This is a genomic window from Luteimonas kalidii, from assembly GCF_029887935.1.
GTDB lineage: Bacteria > Pseudomonadota > Gammaproteobacteria > Xanthomonadales > Xanthomonadaceae > Luteimonas > Luteimonas kalidii.
Genome location: NZ_JARXRO010000013.1, coordinates 1 through 16,660 on the forward strand (window position 1 = coordinate 1; position 16,660 = coordinate 16,660).

A 16,660-nucleotide genomic window follows, 5' to 3' on the forward strand; every position below is an offset into this window, starting at 1 on the left:
CGTACAGTTCCGGCAACGGGGCCCGGCAGTTCCGTAGCCAGCGCCCTAACTATTCGTTCAAGCCGATGCCACTTCGTGGCACGGCTTAACTCAAGTGTTAGACGCTCATCGTATGGCTCAGAAGTTCAAGCCCGGTGACATCTTTGGGATCCCACCGACGTCCCCCCGGTTTTGAGTAGCGCGGCGATTTGGAGTCCAATCCCCCAGAGCAAGGAGATTGGACGTGAAGAAGCGCTTTTCCGAGGAACAGATCATCGGCTTCCTGCGTGAGGCCGAGGCGGGGCTGCCGGTCAAGGAGCTGTGCCGCAAGCACGGCTTCAGCGAGGCCTCCTACTACCTGTGGCGAAGCAAGTTCGGCGGCATGAGCGTGCCCGACGCCAAGCGCCTGAAGGAGCTCGAGACCGAGAACACCCGGCTGAAGAAGCTGCTGGCCGAGCAGGTGCTCGAGAACGAGGTGATCAAGGACGTCCTGCGAAAAAAGTGGTGAGCGCACCGGCCCGTCGGGAGCAGGTGCGCTACATGGTGAGCAAGGGCTTGAGCGAGCGCCGGGCGCTGGCGGTGGTGCGGATGAGCGCCAGCGCGCTGCGTTATGCACCGCGTCCGGACAGGAAGGTGGAGGTCCGAGCGAGCATCCTGGCCCTGGCGCAGCGGCACAAGCGCTACGGCGTCGGGATGATCCACCTCAAGCTTCGCCAGGAGGGACATCTCGTGAACTACAAGCGTGTCGAGCGGCTGTATCGGCAAGGGCGGCTGCAGGTGCGCCGTCGCAAGCGCAAGAAGGTGCCGGTGGGCGAGCGGCAACCGTTGCTGCGGCCGACGCGGGCCAATGAGGTCTGGTCCATGGACTGCGTGTTCGACCGGACGGCCGACGGCCGGGTGATCAAGTGCCTGGTGATCGTGGACGATGCACGAACCGGTGGCGATCGAGGTCGAGCGGGCGATCTGTGGAAACGGCGTCAGCCGTGTACTGGATCGGCTTGCGCTCAGCCGGGGTCTTCCGAAGGTGATCCGGACCGATAACGGCACGGAATTCTGCGGCAAGGCGATGGTCGCCTGGGCCCATGAGCGCGGGATCCAGCTTCGCTTGATCGAGCCGGGCAAGCCGAACCAGAACGCTTATGTCGAATCGTTCAATGGCCGGCTACGCGACGAATGCCTCAACGAGCACCTGTTCACCAGCCTGCTCCACGCACGCACGGTGATCGAGACCTGGCGCCGCGAGTACTGCGAAGAACGACCCAAGAAAGCACTTGGTGGCCTGACGCCAGCCGCCTATGCCAAGCAGCTAGCTGAATCCGCTACAGTGAACCCGGACTCCAGATCAGACCGCTACTGAATGCGGGGGGACGTCGGATGAACGACAACGCGCACATGGAGTCATGGAACAAGACGATGAAGTCGGACATGTACCACCGCGGCAAGCTCGACAGTGACCGGTCGCTGCGGAAGGCCGTCACCGATTACGTCCACTTCTACAACCACCAGCGGCTGCACTCGGCGCTGGGGTATCGCTCACCGATCGAGTTCGAACAGTGCCACTGAAGAGCGGGTGTCCACTTTTTCGTAGGAACTGCCACCCGCATCGCGGCGCGGGTCAGTTCAGGCGCTATGCCGCTGTGGGCGCATTATAGGTCCCGTGCCAACTCAGGAGACTGCTCTTGCGCACCTTCGCAACGTTCCTCACGCTATCTCTCCTTGTGCCAAGCCTCGCTATCGCAGATGATCCAGGGACTGGTGAGACGGTAGAAGGAACAGTCAGACGGCTCGACCTCGCCGAAGCGAAAGCAGTGCTTCTTGCGGACTTCGACACCGTGGATAAGCTTTGGGCGCAGGACATGACCGTGAACAATCCCTTCGATCAGGTCGTCAGGTCCAGTGGTGGCGGGGTAAGGACGGGCGCAGTCACCTACTCGTCCTTCGTGCGCAATATCGAGTCGATCCAGGTTCACGGTGACACTGCGATTGCCATGGGCAACGAGGTAGTCATGCCAAGCGGGAAGTCCGTTGGTGCAGGCACGACGATTCGCCGGCGCTATACGAACATCTGGATGAAGCGCGATGGCCAATGGCTTCTGACTGCACGCCATGCGAACGTCATCTGCCCGAACTGATCAACAGCGCAACGAGGCGTGAGCAGCGGGCACGACAATCATTGAAGCCCGGACCTGGGGCGACCTGGAATGGTGTAAGGTTTCCTTCCGACATCCCGATCCGGCCCAAACTGGTTGGGCTAGCGAGAGCTTCCGGTATTCATTGCGGATCGTGAGCCCCTGGTTCGAGACACGAGCCGTGCGAGGCTTCGCGTCGGCCGATCAGTCCACCACAAGGAGGTTTCATGGGCAGCTTCAGCATCTGGCACTGGACGATCCTTCTGTTGCTTGTCACGGTTCCGGCCTTGCTCATCGGTGGGCTCGTATGGCTCATCGTGCGTGTGTCGCGCCGTAGGCGCGGCACGCCGTCGCAGCTCCCATCGACCGCGACGGGGACAGCATCCGAACGAACGGATGACCGCCTGAACCGGCTCCATGCACTGTTCGAGCAAGGGCAGATCACGCGCGAAGAGTACGAACGTCAGCGTGCCTCCATCATTTCGAGCGTCTAGGTCCGCAGTCGATCCGGCGGTTGCAGCGATGCGACTGCGTGTCTTCAACCTTGAAATCGTCCAGGACCGAGGGCGATGCATGCGCGTGCGACGAGGAAGCCCTGCTGTCGCCTGAGGACGCGCTGTCCGCCGAACCTGGATGTGTGGTCGAAGGCCTGATCCGACGCTGCGGCTGCGGCCACCGTGAGGCGTATGCCGCCCGGTGCCGCTCCGGGGGATGGTGTGCGGATGGGCCTCACTCCCGCACCAGCGGCCGCACCACCTCGAGCATCGTCACCAGCATCTTCCCCGGCTCCTCCCACGGCACCATGTGCGCGGAGCGCTCGAACCAGACGCCGCGCTTGTAGGGCGCGTCGACGCGCTGCAGCCAGTCGGCGGTGGGCTGCGAGGGGGTGGTGTAGTCGTGGCGGCCCATCAGCATCACCACCGGGATGGGGAAGCGGCGCACATCGCTGAAGTCGACCTTCACGTATTCGTCCAGCAGGCGCCCGAGGGTGAACAGGCTGCCGGCGTTGATCGCGGCGCGGTCCTCATCGTCGTAGTCGGGCGACAGCCGCGCGGCACCGTAGTACCAGGGGTTGGTCTCGTCGCGGAACGCGGCCATGCCGCCGTAGTGCTGCGGCCACTTGCGCGCGGCGACGATGCGTTCGCGGGTGAGCGGCGCGTCGCCCGGGTAGGGCAGCAGCGCTTCCATCTCGCGGAGTGCCTGGGCATCCCCGCGGCGCTTCGCCTCGGCGAGCCCGAACGCGAGGCTGATGCGCTCGTTCTCGCGCACGTCGATCACCTGGCCGATGCCCACGTAGACGCGGAACAGGTCCGGTCGCGCAAGCGCTGCGTGCATCGCGGGAATCGTGCCCCAGCTGTGCGCCATCAGCACCAGTTTTTCCTGGCCGAGCCTGGCGCGCAGGTGTTCGGCGATGGCGACCAGGTCGTCGACGTAGGTCTGGATGCGCAGGCTGTCGGCGAGTGCGTCGGAATGATCCTCGCGATAAGTCTTTCCCGCGCCGCGCTGGTCGTAGTGGACCATCGTGAAGTATTCCTCCAGCGGACGCTGCCATTGCCACAGGCTGGGCATGGACGGGCTGGCGGGCCCGCCGTGCACGAACAGCACGACCGGATTGGCGCGATCCTGGCCGCGGATGCTGATCCAGTGGTCGACGCCGCGGATCGGCGTGCGGTAGGTCTCCTGCACGCCCGCGGGGCTGGGGATGCGCAGCAGGTCGGCCATCACGGCGCGGGCGCGGACGGCATCGTCGTCCGGCCCTGCCGCGCCGAGCGCCGGTGCCGCCAGTGCGCAGCCCAGCGTGCATGCCAACAGGCAGACGGCAAGGACGAAGCGGATCTGCAGCTTTTGCGGGTTCACGTGTGTGGCGTTCCGGTGTGTGTTCCCATGCAGGGATACGGCCAGCGGGCGGTCGGTTGCAAGGGGCGCCGGCAGCCGGTGTCGCGCCGCCCCCCGGCTCGGGGTTTGAGACGGCCCGCCGCTACACTGGCCGCATGGATCCCGACACCCTGCAATGGCTGCTCCTGGGGCTGGCACTGGCGAATGTCGCACTGCTGGCGATGCTGGTGCTGCGCCGCCCGGACACACGCCTGGAGCGCGCACTGCGCGACGAACACCGCGAAGGCCGGCTCGAACTGCGCCAGCAACTCGACAGCCTGTCGGCTGCGCAGGACCATCGCATCGATGCGTTCGGCCGCCGGCTCGACGACCTGGCCACGCGCACCGACCAGCGCCTGGACGTGCTGCGCGAGGCGCTGGGCGAGGATGCGCGCAAGGCACGCACGGAGACGGCCGAACTGCACCAGCGCCTGGACGCCGTGCTCGCCCAGCGCCTGGGCGAACTGACCCAGCGCAACGAACAGCGCATCGGCGAGATGCGCACCACGCTCGAACAGCAGCTGCAGCGGCTGCAGGCCGATAACGCGGCGAAGCTCGAGCAGATGCGGGCCACGGTGGACGAAAAGCTGCAGTCGACCCTCGAGACGCGGCTGGGGCAATCGTTCCGGCTGGTGTCGGAACGGCTGGAGCAGGTGCAGCGCGGGCTTGGCGAGATGCAGCAGCTCGCCGCCGGGGTGGGCGATCTCAAGCGCGTGCTGACCAACGTGAAGACCCGCGGCATCTTCGGCGAAGTGCAGCTGGGGGCGCTGCTGGAGCAGGTGCTGACGCTGGAGCAGTACGCCATCAACGTCGCCACCGTGCCCGGCAGCAGCGAGCGCGTCGAGTTCGCGGTGCGCCTGCCCGGCAGCGGCGATGCGTCGATCCTGCTGCCGATCGACGCGAAGTTCCCGCGCGAGGACTACGAGCGGCTGCTCGATGCGCAGGACCGCGCCGACGTCGATGCGGTGAACGCCGCGGCCGTCGGACTGGAGCGCCAGGTCAAGCTGGAAGCGCGCAGGATCCGCGACAAGTACCTCGCCCCGCCGCATACCACCGATTTCGCGCTGCTGTTCCTGCCCACCGAGGGGCTGTACGCGGAAGTGCTGCGGCGCCCGGGCCTGTTCGAGGGGCTGCAGCGCGAGTTCCGGGTCACGCTGGTCGGCCCGACCACGCTGCTGGCGCTGCTCAACAGCCTGCAGATGGGCTTCCGCACGCTGGCGATCGAGAAGCGCTCGAGCGAGGTGTGGCAGGTGCTGGGTACGGTCAAATCCGAGTTCGGCAAGTTCGCGACGGTGCTGGAGAAGGCCACTTCGCAGCTCGACACGGTGCAGAACAGCATCAAGCAGGCGGGCGTGCGCACGCGCGCGATCGAGCGTCAGCTCAAGGGCGTGGAATCGCTGCCGGGCAGCGAGGCGCCGGCGTTGCCGTCGGGCAACGGCGAAGAGGAGTGAGGGCGGCGCGTCCGGCGCCCAGCCGCAATGCCCGTCAGGGCGTCGGCGACAGCGGCACCATCGGCATCACGTCCACCGGCACCGTGGGATTGGCCTCGTCGTCGAGCAGGTACTCGGGCAACTCTTCCTCGTCCTGCTGGCGGCGATCGGCCTGGATCTGGTAGTTGCGGCGTTGCAGCCAGGCATCGCGCACCAGTGCGTACTCGTCGGACGCGCCTTCGCGCATCGCATCGATCGCGAACAGCTGGGTGCGCAGGTCCACCAGCTGCAGTCCCTGCAGGAAGAAGCGCGTACCGTCGTCCTCCACCTGGCGGATCGGCGACAGCGGGCCGTCGCCGACCAGGCCGAAGGTGTCGCGCAGCGTGCGCGGGCCGAACAGCGGCAGCTCGACGTAGCGCGAATTGGTCCAGCCCCAGACGCCTAGGGTCTGCCCGAAATCCTCGCTGCGGTTGGGGATGTTCGCGGCCGACGCCGGGTCGAACAGCCCACCGACGCCGAGCGTGGCGTTGAGCAGGAACCGGCCCAGCGACTGGCCGGCCTGCTTCGGCCGGCCCTGCAGCAGCGCGTTGAGCGCGCTCACCGGCTGGCCGAGGTTGTTGAAGAAGTTGCCCACGCCCAGCCGCACCGGACGCGGCACCACCTTGACGTAGGCGCGCGCCAGCGGCACGGCGACGGTGCGGTCCACGGCGTTGTTGAAGCGGTGGACCTTGCGGTTCCAGTTCTCCCACGGATCGTACGCGGCGGGCAACTGGGCCGGGGCGGGCAGGGTGGGATCGGCGACCGGATCGTAGGGACCGGTGCCGTAGATCGCGGCGTAATCGAGTTCGGCCTGGGTCGGCGCGGCGCCGGGGGCCGGTGACTCGGGGGCTTGCGGTTGCGCCGATGCGTCGGCCGTCGTGGCCGCGGCGTCTGCGGGTGCGCTCGCCGCTGGACCGGGTGCGACGTCGGGCGTCGCGGATTCGCCATCGGCAGCAGGATCGCCAGCGACGGTGGCGTCCGGCGCCGGCGCGATGGTCACGGGCGCCGGCGCGGCCTCGCGCACGCCGCCCCCGCCGGCGCAGGCGGCGAGCAACAGGGGCAGCAGCAACAGGACGATCGGGCGCAGGGGATTGGGCGGCGTCATCGTGGCGGTCCGTCGGACGTCGTGCGCAGGCGTCATGCCTGTGCGAAGGACAGGGCGGGGGAGAGGCGATAGGCGCGGCGCAGACCGTCGAGACCGGGTGGATCACCGGCCACGGAGACGCCGCCGTTACGTTGCGCGAGTTCGACCAGCAGCGCAAGGCCGGCGCTGTCCACCGACGACACCGCCACCAGATCGAAGCGTTGCGCGCCCGGCAATAGCCGCAGCGCTTCCGGCCACAGCGCGGCCACGGCCGCGCGTTCGAGCGCGCCCGCAAAGGCGAGCGCGTCGCCGGTGCGCGTCACCGTGGCCGGCGTCGGACTCACTCGGTACCCGCGTCCGCGGACAGCTGGCCGGCGCGCAGTTCCTTCGCCACCTGCGCGATCGACTTGCGCTGCAGCTCACTGTCGAACTGCTGGCGGAAGGTCTGCACGAACGACACGCCCTCGACCATCACGTCGAACACGCGCCAGCCGCTGCCGGCGCGGCGCATCAGGTAGTCGACCGGAATCGGTTCGCCGCCCTGGCGGGTCAGTTCGCTCGACACCTTCACTCCGAGCCCGCGCGGCAGCGCCGTCTCGGACTTGATCCGCACCTGCAGGCGGGTGTTGAAGTCGATCAGCGACGAGCCGTAGCGGCGCATCAGGTTCTCGGCGAGCGCATCGCCGAAGGCCTTCACGTCGGCGTCCGAGGCGCCGCGGCCATGGCGGCCGAGCACCTGGCGCGCGGCGTAGTCGCGGTCGAACATCGTGTCGAACTCGCCGCTGATGAAGCGCTGCAGCGCGGCGCGGTCGCGGGTGAACTCGGTGCGGCGCGATTCGAGCGTCTCCAGCACGCGGCGGGTGTTCTCCAGCACCAATTCGCTGGGCGAACCCTGCATGGCGGCGGGCGCCGGCGCGGCGGCGGGCTGGGCCTGCGCGAAGGCGAGCGCGGGCGCGCCGGCCGCCAGGGTGGCGGCGAGCGCGAGGACGAGGAACTTGCGGGGGTTGCTCATGGGGTCGTTCCTTGTTCGGGAGCGGGAATGGCGGGAGGCGCGGGTTCGCCCTGCGGGGCGGTCTCGCCGGAGTCGTCCGGCGTCTGCCCGCCGGGTGCGGTGGCGGCGGGCGCATCATCGCCGCCGCCGCTGAACATGTATTTGCCGACCATCTGCATCAGGTCGACCGCCGGCGTGGTGAACACGATCTCCTCGCCCGGCTTGAGCACTTCCATGTCGCCGCCCACCTGCAGGCCGACGTAGCTCTCGCCGAGCAGGCCGCCGGTGAGGATGCCGGCCGAGGTGTCGATCGGGATCTCGGCGAAGCGGCCGTCGATGGCCAGGGTGACGATGGAATCGAACTTCACCGGATCCAGGTCGATGCCGGACACGCGGCCGACGGTGACGCCGCCGATCTTGACCGGTGCGTTCGGGCGCAGCTGGCCGATCTGGGTGAAGCGCGCGGTCAGCGCGTAGCTGTCGCGGGCCATGCCGAAGCGGCCGTTGGTGGAGGCGATCGCCAGCACCAGCAGCGAGCCCAGCGCCAGCACGAGGAAGGCGCCGACGGCGAATTCGAGGCGGGGGCCACGGGTGCTCATGCGGAAAACTCCAGGCGGGCGCGAGGAACGGCCCTGAGGTGAGGGGGGCTGCGCCGGGCATCCCGATCGCGGTCGGCGAGGCCTGGCGGGTTCACGGGACCGGCGAATCCGGCGCTGGGTGCGGGATCGCGCCTGCCGACCGGACCGCACGCGCCGTCGGCGCGGCCATCGGAACCCGTACGACGCCGGCGCGCGTCGCGACGGTCGCGGGAGAATCGTGTGGGGGCGTGGGCGGGCATTATCCAGTCACTCGTCTGAAGGCCGGCATCACCGGAACAGGAACGCCGACAGCACGAAGTTGAACATCAGCACCAGCAGCGAGGCGTTCACCACCGCGCGCGTGGTCGCCACCGAGGTGCCCTCGATGGTCGGCTCGGCGTGGAAGCCCACGTACGAGGCCACCAGCGCGGCGGTGCCGCCGAACACCGCGGCCTTGACGAAGGCGGGCACGAAATCGCTGTGGAAATCGACCGCGTCCTTCATCGTCTGCCAGAACGTGCCGTTGTCGATGCCCAGCACCTGCACCGCCTGGAACCAGCTGGCGGCGATGGCGAAGCTGGCGAAGAAGCCGACCAGCAGCGGCACGGTGAGCACCGCTGCCCAGAAACGCGGCGCCACTGCCTTGGCCACCGGGTCGATCGCCATCAGCCCGAGCGCGGTGATCTGGTCGGTGGCGCGCATCAGGCCCAGCTCGGCGGCGATCGAGCTGCCGGCGCGGCCGACGAACAGCAGCGCGGTCAGCACCGGCGCCAGTTCCCGGTACAGGCCCAGGCCGATCAGCACGCTGACCTGGTTGCTTGCGCCGTAGGTCTCCAGCGCGCGGAAGCCCAGCAGGGTCAGCGACAGGCCGACGAAGGCGCCGCCGACCGCGATGATCGGCAGCGAGCGCGCGCCGACCTTGTAGATCTCGCGCACCAGCTCGGCGAGGAAGTCCGCCGTCGGCTTCGAGGCGCGCAGCACCGAAAGCGAGAACAGCCCGGCGCGGCCGACGGAGCGCAGGGCACTGGCCAGTCCCATCACGCGGCCTCCGTGCGTCGTGCGGTGTCGAAGGCGATCGGACCGTCCGGTTCGCCGCGCAGGAACTGGCGCACCAGCGGATCGTCGCTGGCCTCGAGTTCGGACGGGGAGCCGGCGAACACGATCCGTCCGTTGGCGATCACCACCGCGCGATCGGCGATCGGCAGGGTCTCGTGCACGTGGTGGGTGACGATGATGCTGGTCAGGCCGAGGCGGTCGTTGAGTTCGGAGATCAGGTTGGTGATCACGCCCGAGGCGATCGGGTCCAGGCCGGTCAGCGGTTCGTCGTAGAGCATCAGCGGCGGGTCCAGCGCGATCGCCCGGGCCAGCGCGACGCGCCGCGCCATGCCGCCCGACAATTCGCGCGGGTACAGCTCGCCCGCCGAGCGCAGGCCCACCGCATGCAGCTTCATCTCCACCAGGCGGTCGATCACCGCGCGCGGCAGCCGGGTGTGTGCGCGCAGCGGCAGGGCGATGTTCTCGGCGCTGGTCAGGTCGGTGAGCAGGCCGTTGCCCTGCAGCAGCACGCCGATCGACTTGCGCAGCTCGAGCAGGTCGCGGGTGCGCTGCGGGACGGCTTGGCCGAACACCTCGACCCGGCCGGCGGCCGGCACCAGTTCGCCGGTCAGCGCGGCCAGCAGGGTCGACTTGCCGCTGCCCGACGGGCCCAGCACGGCGGTCACACTGCCGCGCGGCACGGCCAGGTCGATGCCGTCCAGGATCGTCCGACCGCCGCGGTCCAGGCGGACCCCGGTCAGGCGCACGGCGGGGGCGTCGTTGTCGGCGGCGTCGGGCATGGGCGGGGGTGGGGAACTTGCAGCGACCGGCGGGGGCCGGCGAAGCGTCACAGGATCGCGAATGGCGGCTGAACCTCGCCGGAGTCACTGAACCGGAGGGTACAGGAAATCAAGGTCCGGCCATGTGCCATCGGTGGGGTCGGAAGAGCAGGGATCGGGTCGGCAACGTGCCTGCAGACTCCGGTCCCCGAAGCCCGGCAGACCACTCAACGTGGAAGGCCTTGAAAACGGGGGAAGGACAGCACCGGTACCTCGATTCATTGCGCTGCGGCCGCCTCCGGCATCACCCCGGTGTACTGGGCGCGGGGACGGATCAGGCGGTCCAGGTCCTGCTGTTCCTGGGCGTGGGCCAGCCAGCCGGCCAGGCGACCGGCGGCGAACATCGCCAGCGCCGGTGCCGCCGACAGGCCGTGCACGTAGCAGATCGCGGCGAGCATGCCATCGATGTTGGGCAGCCGGCCGCTGGTGTCCGCGGCGGCGGCCAGCACCGCCTCGAGCTGGCGCATGCGCGGCTCGCCGTCGCGCCGGTGGCGCAGCATCGACAGCACCTCGGCGCCACGCGGGTCGCCGTCCGGATACAGCACGTGGTGGAAGCCGGGCAGTTCGTCGCCACGGCGCCAGCGCTCGGCGATGAAGCCGGCAGGCGAGGCCGCAGCCGCCGCATCGGCGATCAGGGCATAGGCGCGCGCGGTGGCGCCGCCGTGGCGGGGGCCCGAGAGCGCGGCTAGCCCGGCGCAGACGGTGGCATGCAGGTGTGCGCCCGTGGACGCGACCACGCGCGCGGCGAAGGCGGATACGTTGAGCTCGTGGTCGGCGCACAACACCAGGGCCGCGCGCACCAGGTCCGCGAACGCGGCGTCGCCGGGGCGCCAGGCGTCGGCCAGCAGCCGGTGCACCGGGCGCGCGTCCGGGGTGCCGGCCACAAGCAAAGCGGCGTTCTGGCGCAGCAGGGTGGCAGCCACCCGGCGTCGGCTGGCGGCCGCGGTGCTGAGCGAATCGCGCTGGTCCAGCGCCAGCAGCGGGATCGCCGCCATCGCGCGCGCCAGTGGCGGCAGCGCGGCGTCGCCGGCGAGTGCGGCCACCGGCGCCGGCCAGCCATCGGCCGGCGGTGGATCGAACGGATCCTGCCCGCCGCAGTCCCACAGCAGCCGCGCCGCGTCCTCGAGCGTCGCCCCTTCGCGCACCATCGCCACCGCGGCGCGGCCGCGGTAATAGGGGCTGTCCGGCCGGATCAGCGAGATCGCGGTTTCCATCACCGGCAGGCCGCGGTCCAGGCTCTGCGCGGCCCCGCGGGCGGCGCCGCGGCCGGCTTTCTTGCGCTGGGCCAGGCGCTCGACGTCGCGGCGCAGGTACACCCGGCTGCGGTGGTCGGGGCCCGGCCGGGACTCGACCAGGCCGCGGCTGACATAGGCGTACAGGGTGGCCGGGCTGATCCCGAGCAGGGCGCACACCTCGCGGGCGGGCATCAGATCGTCGGCGGCGGCAGGTCGTGTCGGGTTCACGGCGACAGCTTGATTCTTGCGATCAAGATTGATCAACCTCGAGAAGGGTGCCACATTGCCGGCGTCCCGCACATCCCCATCGCTGTCCCAGGCCCGCCATGTCTTCGACCTCCGTTTCCCCCGGCACGCGGTTCCGCGCCGCGCTCGCCGCCGAATCGCCGTTGCAGGTGATCGGCGCGATCAACGCCAACCACGCCCTGCTCGCGCAGCGCGCCGGCTTCCGCGCGCTGTACCTGTCGGGCGGCGGCGTCGCGGCCGGCTCGCTGGGCCTGCCCGACCTGGGCATCAACACCCTCGAGGACGTGCTGGTCGACACCCGCCGCATCACCGACGTGTGCGAGCTGCCGCTGCTGGTCGACATCGACACCGGCTTCGGCCCCAGCGCGTTCAACATCGCGCGCACGGTGAAGTCGCTGATCAAGGCCGGCGCCGCCGCCTGCCACATCGAGGACCAGGTCGGCGCCAAGCGCTGCGGTCACCGCCCCGGCAAGGAAATCGTCGCGCAGGACGAGATGGTCGACCGGGTCCGGGCCGCCGTGGACGCCAGGACCGATCCCGGGTTCTTCCTGATCGCGCGCACCGACGCCATCGCCGTGGACGGCGTGGACGCGGCGATCGAACGCGCCGTCGCCTGCGTGGAGGCCGGCGCCGACGGCATCTTCGCCGAGGCCGCCTACGACCTGGAGACCTACCGGCGCTTCGTCGACGCGGTGAAGGTGCCGGTGCTGGCCAACATCACCGAGTTCGGCAGGACCCCGCTGTTCTCGCGCGACGAGCTGGCCTCGGCCGGCGTGGCGATCCAGCTGTTCCCGCTGTCGGCGTTCCGTGCCGCCAACAAGGCGGCCGAGGCGGTGTACGCGGCGGTGCGCCGCGACGGCCACCAGCAGGCCGTGCTCGACACCATGCAGACCCGCGAGGAACTGTACGAGCGCATCGGCTACCACGATTTCGAGCGCAGGCTCGACGCGCTGGCCGCGGCGAAACGCTGATGCGCGCGCGGCCTGCGCCTGGATGGTCGGCCGGCGGGCCGGACGGGGCTTTCACCCCGCCCGGCTGCCTCCGGCGCGTCCGGGTGCGGCGCGAGCGCCGCTTCGATCCTTCCAACGCAGTGTCCGTCCGCGGGCGGCCATGACCCGCGCGGCTGCGGTCGCATCCCTCATGCACAGGCCTTCCAGGAGACACCGATGAGCCAAGCCACGCCCGCCACGCCGTTCAAGCCGAAGAAGTCGGTGGCCCTGTCCGGCACCGCCGCCGGCAACACCGCGCTGTGCACGGTGGGTCGCACCGGCAACGACCTGGCCTACCGCGGCTACGACATCCTCGCGTTCGCGCAGACCGCCGAGTTCGAGGAGGTCGCCTACCTGCTGGTGCACGGCAAGCTGCCCAATGCGGCCGAGCTGCGCGGCTACAAGGCCAAGCTGAAGTCGCTGCGCGGACTGCCGGCCGCGGTCAAGGCCGCGCTGGAGGAGCTGCCTGCCTCGGCGCACCCGATGGACGTGATGCGCACCGGCGTGTCGGTGCTGGGCTGCGTGCTGCCGGAATCGGTGGACCACAACCATCCCGGCGCGCGCGACATCGCCGACCGGCTGATGGCCTCGCTCGGCTCGATGCTGCTGTACTGGTATCACTGGAGCCACAACGGCCGTGTCATCGACGTCGAGACCGACGACGACTCGATCGGCGGCCATTTCCTGCACCTGCTGCACGGCCATCCGCCGAAGGACAGCTGGGTGCGGGCGATGCACACCTCGCTGATCCTGTACGCCGAGCACGAATTCAACGCCTCCACGTTCGCCGGCCGCGTCATCGCCGGCACCGGCAGCGACATGTACAGCGCGATCTGCGGCGCGATCGGCGCGCTGCGCGGGCCCAAGCACGGCGGTGCCAACGAGGTCGCGTTCGAGATCCAGAAACGCTACGACACGCCGGACGAGGCCGAGGCCGATATCCGCGCGCGGGTCGAGCGCAAGGAAGTGGTGATCGGCTTCGGCCATCCGGTGTACACCGTGTCGGATCCGCGCAACCAGGTGATCAAGCAGGTGGCGAAGGAGCTGTCGGACGAGGCCGGCAGCACGAAGATGTACGACATCGCAGAGCGCCTGGAAACGGTGATGGCGGACGTCAAGAAGATGTTCCCCAACCTCGACTGGTTCAGCGCGGTGAGCTACCACATGATGGGCGTGCCCACGGCGATGTTCACGCCGCTGTTCGTGATCTCGCGCACCAGCGGCTGGAGCGCGCACGTGATCGAGCAGCGCATCGACGGCAAGATCATCCGCCCGAGCGCGACCTACACCGGTCCGGAGGACCTGGAGTACGTGCCGATCGACAGGCGCGACTGAGTTCCCTGCTTTCTCTCCCTTCTCCCGCAAGCGGGGGAAGGAAATGCTCAGGCAAAGGCGTTGGCCGTAGGTCAGCGACCTTCACCCACCACGCGAGAGCAGTCCGCCGTGGCCGCCTGCAGCCCCACCCACCGTGAACCGCCAGCCATGAACAGCCAGCACCGCAAATCCCTTCCCGGCACCACGCTCGACTGGTTCGACGCGCGCGAAGCGGTCGAGGCGGTGCGGCCCGGCGCCTGGGCGGCGCTGCCGTACACCTTCCGCGTGCACGCCGAGAACATCGTGCGTCGCGCCGAGCCTGCGCGCATCGACGACTATCTCCTGCAGCTGGTCGAACGCCGCCGCGACCTCGACTTTCCCTGGTTCCCCGCGCGCGTGGTCTGCCACGACATCCTCGGCCAGACCGCGCTGGTCGACCTGGCCGGCCTGCGCGACGCGATCGCGGACCAGGGCGGCGACCCGGCGCAGGTGAACCCGGTGGTGCCGGTGCAGCTGATCGTCGACCACTCGCTGGCCGTGGAGTGCGGCGGTTCCGATCCGCAGGCCTTCGCCCGCAATCGCACCATCGAGGACCGCCGCAACGCCGACCGCTTCCACTTCATCGACTGGACCAAGCAGGCGTTCCGCAACGTCGACGTGATCCCGCCCGGCAACGGGATCATGCACCAGATCAACCTGGAGAAGATGTCGCCGGTGGTCTACGTCCAGGACGGCGTGGCCTTCCCCGACACCTGCGTCGGCACCGATTCGCACACCCCGCACGTCGACGCGCTGGGCGTGATCGCGGTCGGCGTCGGCGGGCTCGAGGCGGAGAACGTGATGCTCGGCCGCGCCTCGTGGATGCGCACGCCGGAGATGGTCGGTGTCGAACTGTCGGGCCGTCCGGGGCCCGGCATCACCGCCACCGACGTGGTGCTGGCGCTGACCGAGTTCCTGCGCCAGTCGAAGGTGGTCGGCGCCTACCTCGAGTTCCGCGGGCCGGGGGCGGCCGCGCTGACCGTCGGCGACCGCGCCACGATCTCGAACATGGCGCCCGAGTACGGCGCCACCGCGGCGATGTTCTTCATCGACGGCAACACGCTCGACTACCTGCGCCTGACCGGACGCACCGACGAGCAGGTGGCGCTGGTGGAGACCTACGCCAGGGCGGCGGGCCTGTGGGCCGACGACCTGGCCGACGCGCAGTACGGGCGCACGCTGCATTTCGACCTGTCCAGCGTGGTCCGCAACATGGCCGGGCCGTCGAATCCGCATCGGCGCCTGCCGACCAGCGCACTGGCCGAACGTGGCGTCGCCGACGAAGCCAAGCTGCTCGCAGGAAAGGCCGAGGAAGCAGGCGGCCGGATGCCCGACGGCGCGGTGATCATCGCCGCGATCACCAGCTGCACCAACACCTCCAACCCGCGCAACGTGATCGCCGCCGGACTGCTGGCGCGCAACGCGCTGGCAAAGGGCCTGGTGCGCAAGCCGTGGGTCAAGACCTCGCTCGCGCCGGGCTCGAAGGCGGTGGAGCTGTACCTGCGCGAGGCCGGACTGCTGGACGACCTGGAAGCGCTGGGCTTCGGCATCGTCGGCTTCGCCTGCACCACCTGCAACGGCATGAGCGGCGCGCTGGATCCGGCCATCCAGCAGGAGATCGTCGACCGCGACCTGTACGCGGTCGCGGTGCTCAGCGGCAACCGCAACTTCGACGGCCGCATCCACCCGCATGCCAAGCAGGCCTTCCTCGCCTCGCCGCCGCTGGTGATCGCCTACGCCATCGCCGGCACGGTCCGCTTCGACATCGAGAAGGACGCGCTGGGCGTGGATGCCGACGGCCATCCGGTCACGCTCAAGGACCTGTGGCCCAGCGACGAGGAAGTCGACGCCGTGGTCAAGGCCAGCGTGAAGCCCGAGCAGTACCGCGCCGTGTACGGGCCGATGTTCCAGCTCAAGGTCGAGTCCGGCGAAGCGGTGAGTCCGCTCTACGACTGGCGTCCGCAGTCCACCTACATCCGCCGCCCGCCGTACTGGGAAGGCGCGCTGGCCGGCGAGCGCACGCTGACCGGCATGCGTCCGCTGGCGGTGCTGGGCGACAACATCACCACCGACCACCTGTCGCCGTCCAACGCGATCCAGCGTTCGAGCGCGGCGGGCGAGTACCTCGCGTCGATGGGCGTGCCGGAAGAGGACTTCAACTCCTACGCCACCCACCGCGGCGACCACCTCACCGCGCAGCGCGCGACCTTCGCCAATCCGAAGCTGCTCAACGAGATGGTGCGCGACGCCGGCGGCAGCGTGCGCCAGGGTTCGCTGGCGCGGATCGAACCCGAGGGCACGGTGGTGCGCATGTGGGAGGCGATCGAGACCTACCTGCAGCGCAGCCAGCCGCTGGTGATCATCGCCGGCGCCGACTACGGCCAGGGCAGCTCGCGCGACTGGGCGGCCAAGGGCGTGCGCCTGGCGGGCGTGGAAGCGATCGTGGCCGAGGGCTTCGAGCGCATCCACCGCACCAACCTGATCGGCATGGGCGTGCTGCCGCTGGAATTCGCGCCGGGCACCACGCGGCTCACCCTCGGCATCGACGGCACCGAGACGTACGACGTCCGCGGCACGCGCACGCCCGGGGCGACGCTGACGCTGGCGATCCACCGCCGCGACGGTTCGACCACCGAGGTCCCGGTGACCTGCCGCCTGGATTCGGACGAGGAGGTCTCGATCTACGAGGCCGGCGGCGTGCTCCAGCGCTTCGCCCAGGATTTCCTCGCCCAGGCCAACGCCTAGCCCGTGGGTCGCCGGTACGTAGCCCGGATAAGCGCAGCGCATCCGGGGCTCCGCGCATGCGTCCGCCGCCGCCGCATGCCGGATCGCGCCGCCGTCGCCCAGCTCCGTAGCCC

Annotated in this window: 15 protein-coding genes and 1 pseudogene; 8 read left to right on the top strand and 8 right to left on the bottom strand. The window is 69.6% G+C overall.

Annotation, left to right across the window (positions count from 1 at the left end; all coding sequences use genetic code 11):
* The first annotated feature begins 223 nt into the window (after nucleotides 1-223).
* From QFW81_RS04980 to QFW81_RS04995, 4 genes and pseudogenes are all read left to right on the top strand, one after another.
* Nucleotides 224-1,336, top strand: a pseudogene (locus QFW81_RS04980) (IS3 family transposase).
* A gap of 17 nt (nucleotides 1,337-1,353) precedes the next feature.
* Nucleotides 1,354-1,542: an integrase core domain-containing protein gene (locus QFW81_RS04985; protein WP_280577496.1), complete on the top strand. Its 189-nt coding sequence runs from the start codon at nucleotides 1,354-1,356 to the stop codon at nucleotides 1,540-1,542.
* A 116-nt stretch (nucleotides 1,543-1,658) separates the two neighbouring features.
* Nucleotides 1,659-2,111: a nuclear transport factor 2 family protein gene (locus QFW81_RS04990; protein ID WP_280577497.1), complete on the top strand. Its 453-nt coding sequence runs from the start codon at nucleotides 1,659-1,661 to the stop codon at nucleotides 2,109-2,111.
* Nucleotides 2,112-2,335: 224 nt separating this feature from the next.
* Complete coding sequence (locus QFW81_RS04995) at nucleotides 2,336-2,602, top strand: SHOCT domain-containing protein (RefSeq protein ID WP_280577498.1); 267 nt, start codon at nucleotides 2,336-2,338, stop codon at nucleotides 2,600-2,602.
* Between the two features lie 235 nt (nucleotides 2,603-2,837).
* Here the strand turns inward: QFW81_RS04995 and QFW81_RS05000 are convergent, their stop codons facing one another.
* The gene (locus QFW81_RS05000; RefSeq protein ID WP_280577499.1) at nucleotides 2,838-3,965 is read right to left on the bottom strand and encodes an alpha/beta fold hydrolase; all 1,128 of its coding nucleotides are present in this window, start codon (nucleotides 3,963-3,965) and stop codon (nucleotides 2,838-2,840) included.
* 134 nt (nucleotides 3,966-4,099) lie between these two features.
* On the opposite strand from QFW81_RS05000, the gene QFW81_RS05005 reads away from it, so the two are divergent.
* Entirely contained in the window at nucleotides 4,100-5,434 is a 1,335-nt protein-coding gene (locus QFW81_RS05005; protein WP_280577500.1) for a DNA recombination protein RmuC, read from the top strand.
* A 34-nt stretch (nucleotides 5,435-5,468) separates the two neighbouring features.
* On the opposite strand, the gene QFW81_RS05010 is transcribed toward QFW81_RS05005, so the two are convergent.
* The 7 genes from QFW81_RS05010 to QFW81_RS05040 all read right to left on the bottom strand — a co-directional run bounded on the left by QFW81_RS05010 (nucleotide 5,469) and on the right by QFW81_RS05040 (nucleotide 11,442).
* A complete protein-coding gene (locus QFW81_RS05010; RefSeq protein WP_280577502.1) occupies nucleotides 5,469-6,557 on the bottom strand; it encodes an MlaA family lipoprotein in 1,089 nt (362 codons plus the stop codon).
* A gap of 32 nt (nucleotides 6,558-6,589) precedes the next feature.
* Nucleotides 6,590-6,859 (bottom strand): STAS domain-containing protein, encoded by a 270-nt coding sequence (locus QFW81_RS05015; protein WP_280577505.1) that lies wholly within the window; start codon nucleotides 6,857-6,859, stop codon nucleotides 6,590-6,592.
* A 17-nt stretch (nucleotides 6,860-6,876) separates the two neighbouring features.
* Nucleotides 6,877-7,548, bottom strand: coding sequence for an MlaC/ttg2D family ABC transporter substrate-binding protein (locus tag QFW81_RS05020; protein ID WP_280577506.1), 672 nt, complete (start codon nucleotides 7,546-7,548; stop codon nucleotides 6,877-6,879).
* Nucleotides 7,545-8,126, bottom strand: coding sequence for an outer membrane lipid asymmetry maintenance protein MlaD (mlaD, locus tag QFW81_RS05025; protein WP_280577509.1), 582 nt, complete (start codon nucleotides 8,124-8,126; stop codon nucleotides 7,545-7,547). The genes QFW81_RS05020 and mlaD overlap by 4 nt, the downstream gene beginning before the upstream one ends.
* 267 nt (nucleotides 8,127-8,393) lie before the next feature.
* A complete protein-coding gene (locus QFW81_RS05030; RefSeq protein ID WP_280577511.1) occupies nucleotides 8,394-9,143 on the bottom strand; it encodes an MlaE family lipid ABC transporter permease subunit in 750 nt (249 codons plus the stop codon).
* The gene (locus QFW81_RS05035; protein WP_280577512.1) at nucleotides 9,143-9,940 is read right to left on the bottom strand and encodes an ABC transporter ATP-binding protein; all 798 of its coding nucleotides are present in this window, start codon (nucleotides 9,938-9,940) and stop codon (nucleotides 9,143-9,145) included. Before QFW81_RS05035 ends, QFW81_RS05030 begins: the two co-directional genes overlap by 1 nt.
* A 257-nt stretch (nucleotides 9,941-10,197) precedes the next feature.
* Nucleotides 10,198-11,442, bottom strand: coding sequence for a citrate/2-methylcitrate synthase (locus QFW81_RS05040; protein WP_280577515.1), 1,245 nt, complete (start codon nucleotides 11,440-11,442; stop codon nucleotides 10,198-10,200).
* Between the two features lie 98 nt (nucleotides 11,443-11,540).
* Between QFW81_RS05040 and prpB the strand changes: the two genes are divergently transcribed.
* The 3 genes from prpB (at nucleotide 11,541) to acnD (ending at nucleotide 16,547) form a co-directional block, all read left to right on the top strand.
* Nucleotides 11,541-12,431, top strand: coding sequence for a methylisocitrate lyase (gene prpB / locus QFW81_RS05045; RefSeq protein ID WP_280577517.1), 891 nt, complete (start codon nucleotides 11,541-11,543; stop codon nucleotides 12,429-12,431).
* 195 nt (nucleotides 12,432-12,626) lie between these two features.
* Nucleotides 12,627-13,784: a bifunctional 2-methylcitrate synthase/citrate synthase gene (gene prpC / locus QFW81_RS05050; protein ID WP_280577518.1), complete on the top strand. Its 1,158-nt coding sequence runs from the start codon at nucleotides 12,627-12,629 to the stop codon at nucleotides 13,782-13,784.
* Nucleotides 13,785-13,931: 147 nt separating this feature from the next.
* Nucleotides 13,932-16,547 (top strand): Fe/S-dependent 2-methylisocitrate dehydratase AcnD, encoded by a 2,616-nt coding sequence (acnD, locus tag QFW81_RS05055; protein WP_280577519.1) that lies wholly within the window; start codon nucleotides 13,932-13,934, stop codon nucleotides 16,545-16,547.
* Nucleotides 16,548-16,660: the final 113 nt, after the last annotated feature.